This is a genomic window from Bacteroides sp. Marseille-P3684 (genome assembly GCF_900291465.1).
GTDB lineage: Bacteria > Bacteroidota > Bacteroidia > Bacteroidales > Bacteroidaceae > Phocaeicola_A.
In genome coordinates this window covers 712,122-725,748 of sequence record NZ_LT985808.1, presented here as the reverse complement: position 1 = coordinate 725,748, position 13,627 = coordinate 712,122, and the positions used below count along the sequence as shown (strand labels likewise).

12 protein-coding genes are annotated in these 13,627 nt (G+C 57.2%); 4 read left to right on the top strand and 8 right to left on the bottom strand.

Features of this window, described 5'->3' with window-relative positions:
• Together C8275_RS02845 and C8275_RS02840 are read right to left on the bottom strand one after the other, a co-directional pair.
• Complete coding sequence (locus C8275_RS02845) at positions 1 to 978, bottom strand: ABC transporter ATP-binding protein (protein ID WP_106484019.1); 978 nt, start codon at positions 976 to 978, stop codon at positions 1 to 3.
• Positions 979 to 1,511: 533 nt separating this feature from the next.
• Positions 1,512 to 3,218, bottom strand: a complete 1,707-nt coding sequence (locus tag C8275_RS02840; RefSeq protein WP_106484018.1) for a Na/Pi cotransporter family protein — start codon at positions 3,216 to 3,218, stop codon at positions 1,512 to 1,514.
• A 122-nt stretch (positions 3,219 to 3,340) separates the two neighbouring features.
• Between C8275_RS02840 and C8275_RS02835 the strand changes: the two genes are divergently transcribed.
• Positions 3,341 to 5,002, top strand: a complete 1,662-nt coding sequence (locus C8275_RS02835; RefSeq protein ID WP_106484017.1) for a nucleoside kinase — start codon at positions 3,341 to 3,343, stop codon at positions 5,000 to 5,002.
• A gap of 14 nt (positions 5,003 to 5,016) precedes the next feature.
• Here the strand turns inward: C8275_RS02835 and C8275_RS02830 are convergent, their stop codons facing one another.
• Complete coding sequence (locus C8275_RS02830; protein ID WP_369861204.1) at positions 5,017 to 6,207, bottom strand: mechanosensitive ion channel family protein; 1,191 nt, start codon at positions 6,205 to 6,207, stop codon at positions 5,017 to 5,019.
• 187 nt (positions 6,208 to 6,394) lie between these two features.
• Between C8275_RS02830 and C8275_RS02825 the strand changes: the two genes are divergently transcribed.
• A complete protein-coding gene (locus C8275_RS02825; RefSeq protein ID WP_106484016.1) occupies positions 6,395 to 7,309 on the top strand; it encodes a cation diffusion facilitator family transporter in 915 nt (304 codons plus the stop codon).
• A gap of 1 nt (position 7,310) precedes the next feature.
• On the opposite strand, the gene C8275_RS02820 is transcribed toward C8275_RS02825, so the two are convergent.
• The 5 genes from C8275_RS02820 to C8275_RS02800 all read right to left on the bottom strand — a co-directional run bounded on the left by C8275_RS02820 (position 7,311) and on the right by C8275_RS02800 (position 11,807).
• On the bottom strand, positions 7,311 to 8,432 hold the full coding sequence (locus C8275_RS02820) for an AraC family transcriptional regulator (protein WP_157948144.1): 1,122 nt from the start codon (positions 8,430 to 8,432) through the stop codon (positions 7,311 to 7,313).
• Positions 8,433 to 8,683: 251 nt separating this feature from the next.
• The gene (locus C8275_RS02815) at positions 8,684 to 9,133 is read right to left on the bottom strand and encodes a PepSY-like domain-containing protein (protein ID WP_106484014.1); all 450 of its coding nucleotides are present in this window, start codon (positions 9,131 to 9,133) and stop codon (positions 8,684 to 8,686) included.
• 277 nt (positions 9,134 to 9,410) lie between these two features.
• Positions 9,411 to 9,860: a PepSY-like domain-containing protein gene (locus tag C8275_RS02810; RefSeq protein WP_106484013.1), complete on the bottom strand. Its 450-nt coding sequence runs from the start codon at positions 9,858 to 9,860 to the stop codon at positions 9,411 to 9,413.
• A 998-nt stretch (positions 9,861 to 10,858) separates the two neighbouring features.
• Positions 10,859 to 11,023 carry a rubredoxin gene (gene rd / locus C8275_RS02805; protein ID WP_022385338.1) on the bottom strand — a complete coding sequence of 55 codons (165 nt, stop codon included), beginning with the start codon at positions 11,021 to 11,023 and terminating at the stop codon, positions 10,859 to 10,861.
• 76 nt (positions 11,024 to 11,099) lie between these two features.
• Entirely contained in the window at positions 11,100 to 11,807 is a 708-nt protein-coding gene (locus tag C8275_RS02800; RefSeq protein ID WP_022385337.1) for a Sir2 family NAD-dependent protein deacetylase, read from the bottom strand.
• A 143-nt stretch (positions 11,808 to 11,950) separates the two neighbouring features.
• On the opposite strand from C8275_RS02800, the gene C8275_RS02795 reads away from it, so the two are divergent.
• Both C8275_RS02795 and C8275_RS02790 read left to right on the top strand, forming a co-directional pair.
• Complete coding sequence (locus tag C8275_RS02795) at positions 11,951 to 12,535, top strand: FKBP-type peptidyl-prolyl cis-trans isomerase (RefSeq protein ID WP_022385336.1); 585 nt, start codon at positions 11,951 to 11,953, stop codon at positions 12,533 to 12,535.
• Positions 12,536 to 12,582: 47 nt separating this feature from the next.
• Positions 12,583 to 13,464 (top strand): FKBP-type peptidyl-prolyl cis-trans isomerase, encoded by an 882-nt coding sequence (locus C8275_RS02790; RefSeq protein WP_106484012.1) that lies wholly within the window; start codon positions 12,583 to 12,585, stop codon positions 13,462 to 13,464.
• The last annotated feature ends 163 nt before the right edge of the window (positions 13,465 to 13,627 follow it).

Below are 13,627 nucleotides of genomic sequence, written 5' to 3'. Positions count from 1 at the left end.
TCAGGAACGGGAGGCGGCGGCGTCCGTGTGTGCACCGGTGTGCAGGGAGGCGACGCCCTTGCCCGAGAGCTGTGCGAACACGGTGTCGAGCGAGTCGCGTTCGAGCATGATTTCGCTGGGACGCCAGCCTTTCTCCACGGCGAGGGCGGCGACACGGCGGGTCATGCCGTGGTCTTCACCGTCGAAGTGGAGGCGGAAGCGTGTGGGAGTGAGGTGTTCCACCTTGAGGATGCCGGGGATGGCGGCAAGCTCCTCCACCGGTGGCGCCTGTTCCAGCACGAGCACGAAGGTGCTCGGCGCCATGTAGTTGTTGAAGTCGCGCAGCGAGCCGGTAAAGACCACCCGTCCGTGCTCGATCATCATGATTTCGTCGCACGTGGCCTGCACCTCGGGCAGGATGTGGGTCGAGAGCATCACGGCACGCTCGGCAGCAATCTCTTTAATAAGGTGGCGGATTTCGACAATCTGGTTCGGGTCCAGTCCGTTGGTGGGTTCGTCGAGCACGACGAAGGGCGGGTTATGGACGATGGCCTGCGCGATGCCCACCCGCTGCTGGTAGCCGCCGGAGAGGTTGCCTATCAGGCGGCGACTGAAGTGCATGATGCCGCACTTCTCCTTCGCGCGGTCCACTGCGGAGCGGACCTCCTTCGGGTCCATGAGGCGCAAGCGGGCACAATACATGAGATACTCGTCCACCGTGGCGTCGGTGTACAAAGGAGGGCGTTGTGGCAGGAAGCCGATGTAGCGTTTCGCCTGCACCGGGTCTTCGCGGAGGCTGATGCCGTTGATGTGGACATCTCCCTCGGTCTGGTTGAGCACACCGCAGATGATGTTCATCGTGGTGGACTTCCCCGCTCCGTTGGAGCCCAACAGACCAAACACCCCTTTCTTGCTGATCTGAAGGTTAATGTCCCGGATAGCCCATTGCACGCTGTAGCGATGCGACAGGTGGTCTACCCGTACGATAGGTTCTTCCATAAAGCAGAATAATGTCTTTAGGTTAGTATGGAGCCGACCCCACCGTTCCCCCTAAGAACGGCAGAGCTGCTTTTAATCTGTAAGCGAATGAATATTGAATCCCCTAATCTTTCAATATTTTCTGACTCCCTGTAGGGAGGTGTGCGAATATAGGAAGAAATATTCTGATATACGAGGATGGTGTAACGGTCGTTTGGATTTATTCACACTTGCATATCCATGCAGACAGAACACATTTGCCGACAATACGGTCCTTCTGGCAGACAAATACTGACAGTTTCGTCCATTCTCACGGACAGAAGATACGGAAATGCAGCATCCTTCCGACACCGTGTCACGAACTCACAAACAGGCGTTTAGTTTATTTAACGCAATAATGGTTAGAACATCTTGCCGTAACAGATTCTTCATCGGGGTGAAACGGAGGTTTCAAATTCAAACCACGGCACGTAAAAACGACCGTGCGCCTACAGAATAAGTGCCAAAAACACGAACATCTGTAAGCGCACGGCAACGGGTCCGGAGGCAGCGCGTCAGCCCACAGCCGACAGGGCGGCGGTGGCTTTCTTCTCGGTGTATGCCTCCACGACGTTGATGACATAGTCGCCCAGCTTCTCGCACTCGGCAATGAGGTCCATGTAGTGAACACCCATCTGGTAACCGTACTCCCGGTTGTTGATGTCCATCACGTTCTGTGTCTTGAGCTGGTCGCGGTAGTTGTTGATTTCCTGTTCAATGTTGAACGACACGTTCGGGTCTACCTCGTGGGTGGTGTCGTTGAGCAGCGCCATCATCTGCATCATTGCCTCGTTGACGAACTGGAACATCAGTTCGATGTGTTCGTACTGCTTCTCCGTGAAGTCGGTCTTGCCGCTGTGCTTGTGGTTCAGCGTACGCGCCAGGTTGTAGCAGCTGTCGCCGATACTCTCGATTTCGGACACCTCGCGCAGCATCTCGCGTATCTGCTCCTTGCTCTCGGAGCTGAGGCGTCCCTCGGAGACGAGGTTCAGGTAGTTGGCTATCTCCACCTCCATGCGGTCGCTGATATTCTCGTACTTCTCGATGCGGGCGAACAGACGGGTGAAGGCGTCGTCGTCGGTCGTGTGGAGCAGGTCGCGCACAAAGCCGAACATGCGGTGGGTGCGCTTGGCGTAGAGGTTGATTTCCTTGCGTGCCTGGAGGATGGAGAGCTCTGCCGTCGACAGCAGCCCGCCCTCGATGTAGCGCAGGCGGAACTCCTCATCGTCGTCCTTCGCCTTGATGACACGGCAGATAATCCGTTCCATCGGCTTGATGAACCAAATCAGGATGAGCACGTTGCAGATGTTGAAGCAGGTGTGGAACGCCGAGAGCGCATAGGTGATTGCGATGTGGGGCGACGCGTCGGGCGCCATCCAGCGGACCAGCCCCCGCACCATGTCGACGAAGGGATGGAACACACACAGCACCCAGATGACTCCGAAGGTGTTGAAGATGAAGTGGGCGAACGCCGCACGCCGTGCCTGCGCATTGCCCGTCAGCGCCGCGATGTTGGAGGTGACCGTCGTGCCGATGTTCTCGCCCATGACCAGCGCGATGCCCATGTACAGGTCGAGCACGCCGCCGGAACAGAGAATCAGCGTGATTGCCATGACCGCTGCCGACGACTGGACGCACATCGTCAGCACGCTGCCGACCACCAGGAAGAGCAGCGTCGAGAGGAAGCCCCAGCCCCGGCACGAGGCGATGAAGCTGATGACCGCCTCGTTGTGCTCCAGGTCCATGGTCAGCGCGTTCTCCCGAAGGGTCGTCAGACCGAGGAACATGAACGAGAAGCCAAAAATAAACTCTCCGAATGACTTGCGCCCGCTCTTGCGGGAGAAAATCAAGGGGAGAGCTACAGCAAACAGGGGGAAAACGAAGTTGCTCATGTTCATCTGGAAACCGAATATCGACATAATCCACGCAGTGAGCGTCGTGCCGATATTCGCACCCATGATGACGGAGATGGCTTGTGCCAGTGTCAGCAGGCCGGCGTTGACGAAGCTGACCGTCATGACCGTCGTCGCGGTGGACGACTGGACGGCGCCGGTAACGAACGCGCCCGTGAGCAACCCCGTGAACCGGTTCGTCGTCATGGCGCCAAGGATGTGGCGGAGGTGTCCGCCCGTGAGCTTCTGAAGTCCCTCGCTCATGGTCTTCATGCCATACATGAGCAGTGCCAAAGAGCCGAGAAGCTTTAAAAATACGAAAATAGACATGCGGTTTATCTTTATTAATAGAGTCTCCTACCACGCCTCATCCCGATTATGCCTATCTTTAGCCACAGGCTTCTCCACCGACGGGAGACAGCCGCCAAACGAACCGCATAATTGTAACAGGAATGAAACAAGTAATACAAATCTGCTGCAAAAATAATGAAAAAACTCAGAGCTTTCCTATCGGGAGCTCACTTTTGCAAATCTACAAAGGCTTCGGACTCGACATGCCCTACGGCGTGGTGAGTGCCAAGGTGAACAACCACGTGGAGGGTCTGAACTTCCGTGTCTACCACAACAAGGACGTGGAGTTCCTCGACATCTCCAGCGAGTCGGGACTGCGCACCTACGTCCGCTCGCTCTGCTTCGTGCTCTGCAAGGCGGTCGCGGACGTATTCCCCGACGGACAAATCCTGCTGGAGCACCCCGTCTCGCGGGGCTACTACTGCAGCCTGCGCATCGGGCGTGAACCGGAGCTCGCCGACGTCACCCGCATCAAGCAGCGCATGGCGGAAATCATTGCCGCCGACCTGCCCTTCCACCGCATCGAGCAACATTCCGAGGAGGCAATCCGCCTCTTCGAGCAGAAGGGCATGACGGACAAGGTGAAGCTCCTGCGCACGACGGGGCGGCTCTATACCTATTATTATACGCTCGACGGATTCGTGGACTACTACTACGGCAGCCTCCTCCCCTCGACGGGACACCTGCACCTGTTCGACCTGGTGAAGTACTACGACGGGCTGCTCCTCCGCTTCCCCGACCGCATGAACCCCTCCGTACTGGGCGAGATGGTCAAGCAGGAGAAGATGTTCGACGTCTTCAACGAGAACCGCCGCTGGCAGGAAATCATGGGCGTGAGCACGGTGGGCGACTTCAACGAGGCGATTGCCGAAGGACACGCCACGGACCTCATCAACGTTGCCGAGGCACTGCAGGAGAAGTGCATCGCCCGCATCGCGGACGACATCTGCGCACGCCCCGACGTGAAGGTGGTGCTCATCTCCGGTCCCTCGTCGTCGGGCAAGACGACCTTCAGCAAGCGGCTCTCCGTCCAGCTCATGGCGAACGGCAAGCGCCCCCACCCCATCTCGCTCGACGACTACTTCGTCGACCGCCAGCACACGCCGCTGGACGCCGACGGGAACTATGACTACGAGTCGCTCTACGCGCTGGACCTCGACCTGTTCAACCAGCACATCCGCTCGCTCATCGCCGGCGAACAGGTGGAGCTGCCGCGCTTCAACTTCACCACCGGGGCGCGCGAGTACCGGGGCGACTTCCTGCACCTGGAGGAGAACGCCATCCTCATCCTCGAAGGCATCCACGCGCTGAACCCCGAGCTGACGCCCCACATTCCGGAAGCGAACAAGTACCGCGTGTACGTGTCCGCCCTGACGACCATCTCGCTCGACAACCACAACTACATCCCCACGACGGACAACCGTCTGCTGCGACGCATCATCCGCGACTACAACTACCGGGGCTACTCCGCCGAGGAGACCATCCTGCGCTGGCCGAGCGTGCGGGCAGGTGAGGCGAAATGGATTTTCCCGTACCAGGAGAACGCCGACGCCATGTTCAACTCCGCATTGCTCTTCGAGCTGTCGGTGCTCAAGAGCCACGTGGAGCCTGTGCTGTACCGCGTCCCCGAGTCGTCGCCGGCCTACTCGGAGGCTTACCGCCTGCGCCGCTTCCTCGAGTACTTCATCCCCGTGCCGGACCGCGACCTTCCGCCGACCTCGCTCCTCAGGGAGTTCCTGGGTGGAAGCAGCTTCACCTACTGAACCAGGCGTGTCCGCTACTGATTGATGCGTGTCCGCTCCAGGTCCAGTCCCGTCGGCGACTGGAAGACGTGGAGACCGAAACGCGGGAGCACGGCAAGGCACACCTCGAGCACCTCAGCCTGCAGCATCTCGTAGGGAATCCATGAACGGTCGGCCGAGAAGAAGTAAAGTTCCAACGGGAGACCCTGCGGGCCGGGCTGGAGCTGGCGTATCATCAGCGTCAGCTCCGCATTGATGCGCGGGTTACGACGCAGGCAGTCGGTGAAATAGGCACGGAACACGCGCAGGTTGACCACCTCCTTCTCATCCTTCAGCGGGGCGAACCACTCCTCATCGGCATAGGCGGACAGCTCCTCGGGCGTGCAGAAACGGATGCTCTGCATGTCGATGTTCACCGAGCGCTTTACCCGGCGCCCGCCGCTCTCCTGCATCACACGCCAGTTCTCGAAGGAGTCGCTCACGAGCGTGTAGGGCGGGACCGTCGTCACGGAGTTGTCCCAGTTGAGCACCTTCACCGTCGTCAGGTTGACCTCCGTCACCATGCCGTCGATGCCCTGCTTGGGGATTTTGATCCAGTCGCCCGGACGAAGCATGTCGTTGGCAGAGAGCTGCACCCCGGCAACCAGTCCGATGATGGTGTCCTTGAATATCAACATCAGCACGGTGGCGGCGGCACCCAGGGCAGTGAACAGCGCCAGGGGCGAACGGTTCACCAGGACACTCACCACACCGATGACGCCGACACAGATGACGATAATCTTCAGCATCTGGTAGACACCCTTCAGCGGGCGGTCGCGCAGGTCCTCGTGCTGTGTCGAGAGCTCATAGACCGACGAGATGAGAGCGGTGAAGAACCGGATGCCCACGATGATGAGCCATATCTGGGAGATGCGCAGCAGGATGTCGAGCCACAGCCCCGTGCCGATGAACACGTAGGGAATCACGACATAGACCACCATCGCAGGCACGAGGTGGGAGATGCTGCGCAACACGCGGGGATTGAAGAGGTAGTCGTCCCACGTAGCCTTGGTCTTCGACACGACCTTCGCGACGAGAGGGATGACCACCCGACGGCAAATCAGGCCGACGAGGTAACCGAACAGGAGTACTGCCACGAGCCAGAGCACGCGGTGGAGGGTGGAAGTGGAGTCTTCGCCCATGAGGTAGCCTTCAGAGCGCAACCACTGGTCGAAGGTGCGAAACATATCTTCATTCATAAGGCAACTAATTTTCTGCAAAGATACGCCTCAATTGACAATTGACAATTGACAATGGACAATTATTGCCTTGTTGGACAGCTCCCATGCCGAAGGGCAATTATCAATTGTCCATTGTCAATTGTCAATTGCCTTGTATCTTTGCACCGTATTAACGAACCAAGCTCTACGTGTTATGGAAAACCGGAACACATCGGGACGGGCGGAACGCGAACGGCGCATCTACCGCGTGACCATCGTCGGCAGCGTGGTCAACCTCGTCCTCCTCCTCTTCAAGTTTGCCGCGGGCATCCTCGGGCGCAGTGCCGCCATGCTCGCCGATGCCGTCCATTCGCTGTCGGACTTCGTCACGGACGTCATCGTACTCCTCTTCGTACGCATCTCCAACAAGCCGCAGGACAAGGACCACGACTACGGGCACGGGAAATACGAGACCCTTGCCACGGCACTCATCGGCATCATCCTCTTCTTCGTCGGACTGGGCATCTTCTGGAACGGCGCACGCTCCATCTGGGCGTTCGTCCGTGGGGAAACGCTCGAAGCGCCCGGCACCCTTGCCCTCGTGGCAGCCCTCCTCTCCATCGTCACCAAGGAAATACTCTACCGCTACACCGTCATCGTGGGACGGCGCGAACAGTCACAGGCGGTCATCGCCAACGCCTGGCACCACCGCAGCGACGCCCTCTCGTCGGTCGGCACGGCAGTGGGCATCGGCGGAGCCATCCTGCTGGGCGACAACTGGCGTGTGCTCGACCCCGTGGCAGCCGTGGTGGTGAGCATCTTCATCGTGAAGGTAGCGTGGGAAATGGTCGTCCCGTGTGCCAACGAGCTCATGGAGCAGTCGCTGCCCGAGCAGACCGAACGGGAAATCGAGGAGATTCTCCTCAGCTTCCCCGGCGTGACGGAACCGCACAACCTGCGCACCCGCCGCGTGGGCAACAACTGCGCCATCGATGTGCACGTCCGCATGGACGGCAACCTCACCCTCCACCAGTCACACGAGACCACACGCGCCATGGAGCAGCGCCTGCGCGAGCTCCTGGGCGAAGGGACGTTCATCAACATCCACGTCGAGCCGGCGAAAGGGTAAGTCAGGAGGAGAGGTCCTCGCGGAAGTAGTTGGCAAACTGGTAGCTGTTGTTGTGTGACAGGATTTCCTTGTTCGTCTTGTCGCCCTTGGGCGTCCGTTTCTCCTTCCAGTCACTGGGCGTCATGCCCGTGTAGCGCTTGAAACACTTGGTGAAGTACTTCGGGTCGTTAAAGCCCGTCATGTAAGCTATCTGGGAGAAGTTGTAGTCGCCGCGCAACAACTCGATGGCGTAGGCAATGCGCACACGGTGCATGAACTCCACGGGCGTCAGTCCGGTGACGGACTTTATCTTGCGGTAGAGCATGGAGCGGCTGATGTTCATCCGCTTGGCAAACAGCTCGATGCTCAGCCCGGCATTGTCCATGTTCTCGCGCATGAAGCGGACGATTTGTGCCAGGAACTCGTCGTTGCTGTTCCACGGCAGCACATCCGTCCCCGTCGGTCGGCGCGCCCCTCCCGCCAGTCGTTCAGCGGACGGCTCCGCCGCCGCTGCTCCCTCCGGGTTGTCGCGTCGCTGCTGCTCCTCCTCGTGGCGGTGCAGCAACTGGTGGGCGTGCAGCAGCTCCGTGCGCATGTTCTCCTCCTGCTGTTTCAGCCGTTCGACGGTGCGGCGGCACTCCGCCAGCTCCGCCTCCAGACGGGCTATCTCCCCGTCCTTCTCCCGCCCTTCTTCCAACTGGTGCGCATGCGCCTCCTTCAGGTCGGCATGTTCCCTCTCGAGTGTCAGCAGACGGGCACAGCGCTCCTGCAGGTCCGCGTATCCCTCACGGAGGGTGTCATACCGACGCCCCGCCTCATCGAGCAGCATCTGTTCCTTCTCCAGCTTCAGCGTCAGTTCGTTGCACGCCTCCTCCAGCTTCCGGTGCGTGGCGTCCAGCTCGTCGTACGCCTGGCTCTTCTCCGCATAGTGCATCTTCAGCTCCGCATGCTCTCTCCGGACCTCGGAGCACATCCGTTGGTTACGGCGCAGCACATGGAGCAGATAGCCGACGAGCAGCAGGAGCACGACCGCCGCACAGACCGCAGCCAGGAGGCCGTTCCGCAGGTCATACGTACTCCCCGTGGCAGCTTCCAGCCGGACACAACAGGCGGACAAGCAAAGAATGGTCAACGTTCGCATCATAAACAAGTCTTATCTGAGGATTCTACGGCAAAGATAGCTTTTCAATTGACAATTGGCAATGGACCAGGAAGAATTATCTCAACCGAGGATGGACAACCGTCTGCGAATCAGAGACGAGCACTCGCCTGTGCATGACGCACGAAAGCACAAGAGGGGCGACCGCTCCGGTCGTCCCTCTTGTCTCCGTCGGCGGGGCATATCCACACGCCGAAGGTAAATTGTCAATTGTCCATTGTCCATTGTCAATTATCCTAGTCCCTGTCGAGGTCGACGAGGTTGCCCTTGAAGTCGAACTTCATTTCCCAGCGGTTGGAGAGCTTGACCTCATACTCCTTGTCATCCTTGTCCTTTTCGACGCTGATGATTTTGGTGTCGGGGTGATTCTCGGACACGTATTTGGTGATGAACGAGGGCACGGCAGCGGCGGGCACCTGGCTGTACTTGCACTCTATCTCCTTCCACTCACCGTTGCGGTAGAACTCCACGTTGTCGCCGTTGGCGAAGACAACCACGTATACTTTCTCAAGGAAGTCGGTCTCCACCTTCGAGATTACCACCTTCTTGTCAGCGAAATGTTGCTTGATGAACTGTTGCGCACTTTGCGGGAACTGGGTCACCGGCATCGAACGTTCGTTGTCGGCTTTCACTTGGGCAGATACCAGGGTAAACATGCAAACGAGGGCAAATAATACTTTTTTCATACGATAGAATATTTAGAGTTAGACATTTATGTTTTTAGTTACGGATGAGACGGTTGTCAATCGACAAGGAATGACAGCGCCTGGAGCGGACCGGAGACATCGCCGGATTGAGGCGGAATATCATCCGATTGAACCGGAAACACCGTTCGATTGGGGCGGAAACACCGTCCGATTGGACCGGGCGACCAGACCGGTCGCCCCTACATTCACCGCCTGATGGGCATATCCACACGCCGAAGGGAAATTGTCAATTGTCCATTATCAATTGTCAATTGCACTAGTCCCTGTCGAGATCGACGAGGTTGCCTTTCAGGTCGAACGTCAGTTCCCAGCGGTTGGAGAGCTTGACCTCGTAGAAGCGTCGGTTGTCCTTATACTCCAGCTTCCATATCTTCTGGTCGGCATGGTTCTCCGCCACGTAGCGTCGGATGAACTCGGGGACGGCGGACGAGGGTACCTCCGTGTACTTACACTCGATTTCTTCCCATTGTCCGTGGCGGTCGAACTCGACCTTGTTCCCGTTGGTAAATATCACGTCGTAGCTGCGGTCGAAGAAGTCGCTTTCCATCTTTGCCAGTGCCACCTTCACCCCCTTGAAGTGCTCGCGGATGAAGCTTTGTGCCTTCTCCGGCAACTGGTCAATGCGGATGGGGCGGTCGTCGTCGTTCGTCGCTCGTGCCGTACAGACGGCAATCAGGCACAGGAGGCTCATCAGAATCTTTTTCATAGTCCTACGTTTTTGTCGGGTTTCACTTGTTGTTTCGTTCTTACACTGCAAAATTCGGGTGTAAATCTGAAAAGAATCTGAATCGGACGAAAAAAATGAAGTAATTGACAATTGGGGGTGTTTGGACCGGGCGCGGCGGGTGTTTGGATGGGATATGTCGGTTTATTGGACCGGGCGACCAGACCGGTCGCCCCTACATTTTGAGAAATGTTTTGTTGATTCGGTCCGACGTTTTTATCAATTTGTCAAAATGTCAAATGAACCGTCCGATAAGGGGCTTCGTTGCGCCAAAATACGGATTGGTGAGCAGGGAACGCCTTTTCGGGCGGTTTGTGTTTTTCATGTTGTCGGGGTTTCCGTCGGTTTCTTTTCTTTCTGCGGTCTTTTTCTCTTTTCGCGTTTCCATCCGTCGGTCTTTTCACACGGACGGACGCAATTTCACACATCCGGAATCGTGTCCCTTCGGTCTCTAAAAAATGGGGACAGGTGGGTGTTTTCGTACGGACGAACGACCACGACGGTGCGGACACGTCGGTACGACGGTAGTCGTTCGTCCGTACGAAGCCAGTCACAGGTGCTTTTAACCGTGAAAACAGGTTCGGCGGATGCCTTTTTTGCGTTAGAAACGGTATAATTGTGTGAATATAGGTTTATTCTAATGCGTTTTGGCGGACGTATCTTAAAATATTTAACGCGCGTTTTTCTAATTGGGACGAAATTGCAAAAATGTGCGTTAGCTGAAAACGACAAATCGGGAGATTGTGATGTTAAAAACGGGGAAACGATGTCGTTTTGACAAATGGGTCTTGTTGGATGTGGCGTGTTCGTTTGTTGGACCGGGCGACCAGACCGGTCGCCCCTACATTCACCGCCTTGTGTTTTCGGCCTTCATGTCACACGGCAAGGCAACCTGCCAAATGAAAACGGGCCCGTGCAACTCTCCGGTCGGGAGATGTCGCACGAGCCCGCACGCCCTTGGATGGGTAGAAATCTTAACTTTAATCCTCTACAACCTGGAAGTCTTCCTTTCCAACGCCGCAGACGGGGCATACCCAGTCTTCGGGAATATCTTCAAACGCAGTGCCCGGAGCAATGCCGCTTTCGGGATCACCTACCTCGGGGTCGTAAACCCAGTCACATACAGTGCAAATGTACTTCTTCATAAGTTCGTTAGCTAAATGGTTTGTAATCGTTTTAATTTTGGACACGACAAAGGAAGTAAATACTTCCGAATGGTCGTCATTCTTTTAACAACATTTTGAAAAGTTCGTCCATTCCGTCGGATGCGCCCTTGGTAATGGTGTGCACGGGCGATGCGCTGTGGACCGCAACCGCCTTCGGGTCGATGACGTAGACGGGCACGCCGGGACGGATGTAACGGACGAGTCCGGCGGCGGGATAGACCTGCATCGACGTACCGATGATGACGAAGATGTCGGCAGTCTCGGCTTCCGCGATGGCATCCTCAAAACGGGGCACTGCCTCGCCGAACCACACGATGAACGGACGCAGCTGCGAGCCGTCGGCAGCCTTGTCTCCCAGGCGGATGACGGGCCTGGCGGGGTCGATGTCGCAGATGCACGACGGGTCGTTCGGGTTGCGGCTGGAGGTCGCCTTCATCAGCTCGCCGTGCAGGTGGATGACGTGCGAACTGCCGGCACGCTCATGCAGGTTGTCCACGTTCTGTGTCACGACCGTGACGTCAAAGTGTTGCTCCAACGCCGCCACCATCCGGTGACCGTGGTTCGGCTCGGTGCGCAGCAGCTCCGCGCGACGCGCGTTGTAGAAGTCCAGCACCAGACCGGGGTCCGCCTCGTAGCCTTCGATGCTGGCGACCTGCTGCACCGGGTAGTTCTCCCACAACCCGTCGGAGTCGCGGAACGTCTTGATGCCGCTTTCGGCACTCATGCCCGCGCCCGTCAGCAGCACAATCTTTTGCTTTTTCATGAATGATTCCTCCTTGTTTGGTGATTAAAGGCAAAATTATGAAAAAATCATTGTGACCCACTCGTTAACTGCAAATATTCAGCTACCTTTGCACCGTTTCAACAAGAATCACAGTCTCAAAACAACTAAGTAAGGAAACAGACATGGATAAATTCAGTTACTCCATCGGGTTGGGCATTGGCCAGAACCTGAAAGGCATGGGAACGGCGGACCTGAACGTCGAGGACTTCGCACAGGCAGTCAAGGACGTTCTCACGGGTGCCGAGCCTGCCATCTCGCACACCGAAGCCCGCCAGATAGTCAACGAATATTTCGAGAAGCTCGAAGAACGGATGAACGCCGAAAACATCGAGAAGGGCAAGGCGTTCCTCGAAGCCAACAAGAACAACCCGAACGTGAAGGTGCTCCCCAGCGGACTGCAATACGAGGTCATCCGCGAGGGCAACGGCAAACGTCCGAAAGCCACCGACCAGGTGCGCTGCCACTACGAGGGAACGCTCATAGACGGCACCCTCTTCGACAGCTCCATCCAGCGCGGCGAACCTGCCGTCTTCGGCGTGAACCAGGTCATCAAGGGATGGGTGGAAGCCCTCCAGCTGATGAGCGAAGGGGCGAAGTGGAAGCTCTACATCCCCTCCGAACTGGGTTACGGCGCAGCAGGGGCAGGCGCGATGATTCCGCCCCACAGCGTGCTCATCTTCGAGGTCGAGCTCATCGAGGTGCTCTGATGCGCGCACAGACAAAGAACTACAAATCAAAACAAACAGATAAACAAATGAAAAAGTTAGGTATTGCATTGATTGCCGCCGCAGGCCTCTTCGCTTCATGCGCCGGCAACGCTCCCACAGCCACGTTCAAGTCCGGCGTCGACACCCTGTCGTATGCAGCCGGTGTGGCAAACACCCGCGGTCTGCGCCCCTACCTGGAGCAGCAGATGGGCATCGACTCCACTCAGATGAAGGACTTCATCCGCGGTCTGAAGACGGGTGTGAAGGCTTCCGAGGATGAGAAGCAGAAGGCTTACTACGCCGGCATCCAGATCGGACAGCAGGTGAAGGGGATGATTGACCGTTTCAACTACGAGTTGAGCGGCAACGACTCTGTCCGCGTGGTGAACGATGACAACTTCCTCGCTGCCTTCATCGCTGCCGCCATGGAGGACAACAAGGGCATGATGATGGACATGGACAGCGCGATGAACTACCTGCAGAACAACATGGAGCGCATCAAGTCGGACTACCTCGCCAAGACATACGCCGAATACAAGGCTGCCAACGAGAAGTTCCTCGCCGAGAACAAGACGAAGGAAGGTGTCAAGACCACTCCGAGCGGCCTGCAGTACAAGGTGCTCGTGGAAGGCAAGGGCGAAGTGCCTGCTGCCGATGCCCGCGTGAAGGTGAACTACAAGGGTACGCTCATCGACGGCACCGAGTTCGACAGCTCCTACAAACGCAATACACCGGCTACCTTCGGCGTCAGCCAGGTCATCAAGGGCTGGACTGAGGCTCTGATGATGATGCCCGTCGGCTCGAAGTGGCAGATTTTCGTTCCGCAGGAACTGGCTTACGGCTCACGTGAAACAGGCAAAATCAAGCCGTTCTCTACGCTCGTCTTCGAGGTTGAACTGCTCGAAATCGTAAAGGACGATAAGAAATAAAATCCGCAGGCGTTGCCTTCGGTAATTCCAACATGCATTTTGAAAGGAGGTCTCCTGCCCCGCAACGGGCAAGGACCTCCTTTCTTCTTGATGGCGATGCACGTTCGCCGCCTCACGGGTGGAGGCACACGCCGAAAGGCAATTGTCAATTGTCAATTGTCAA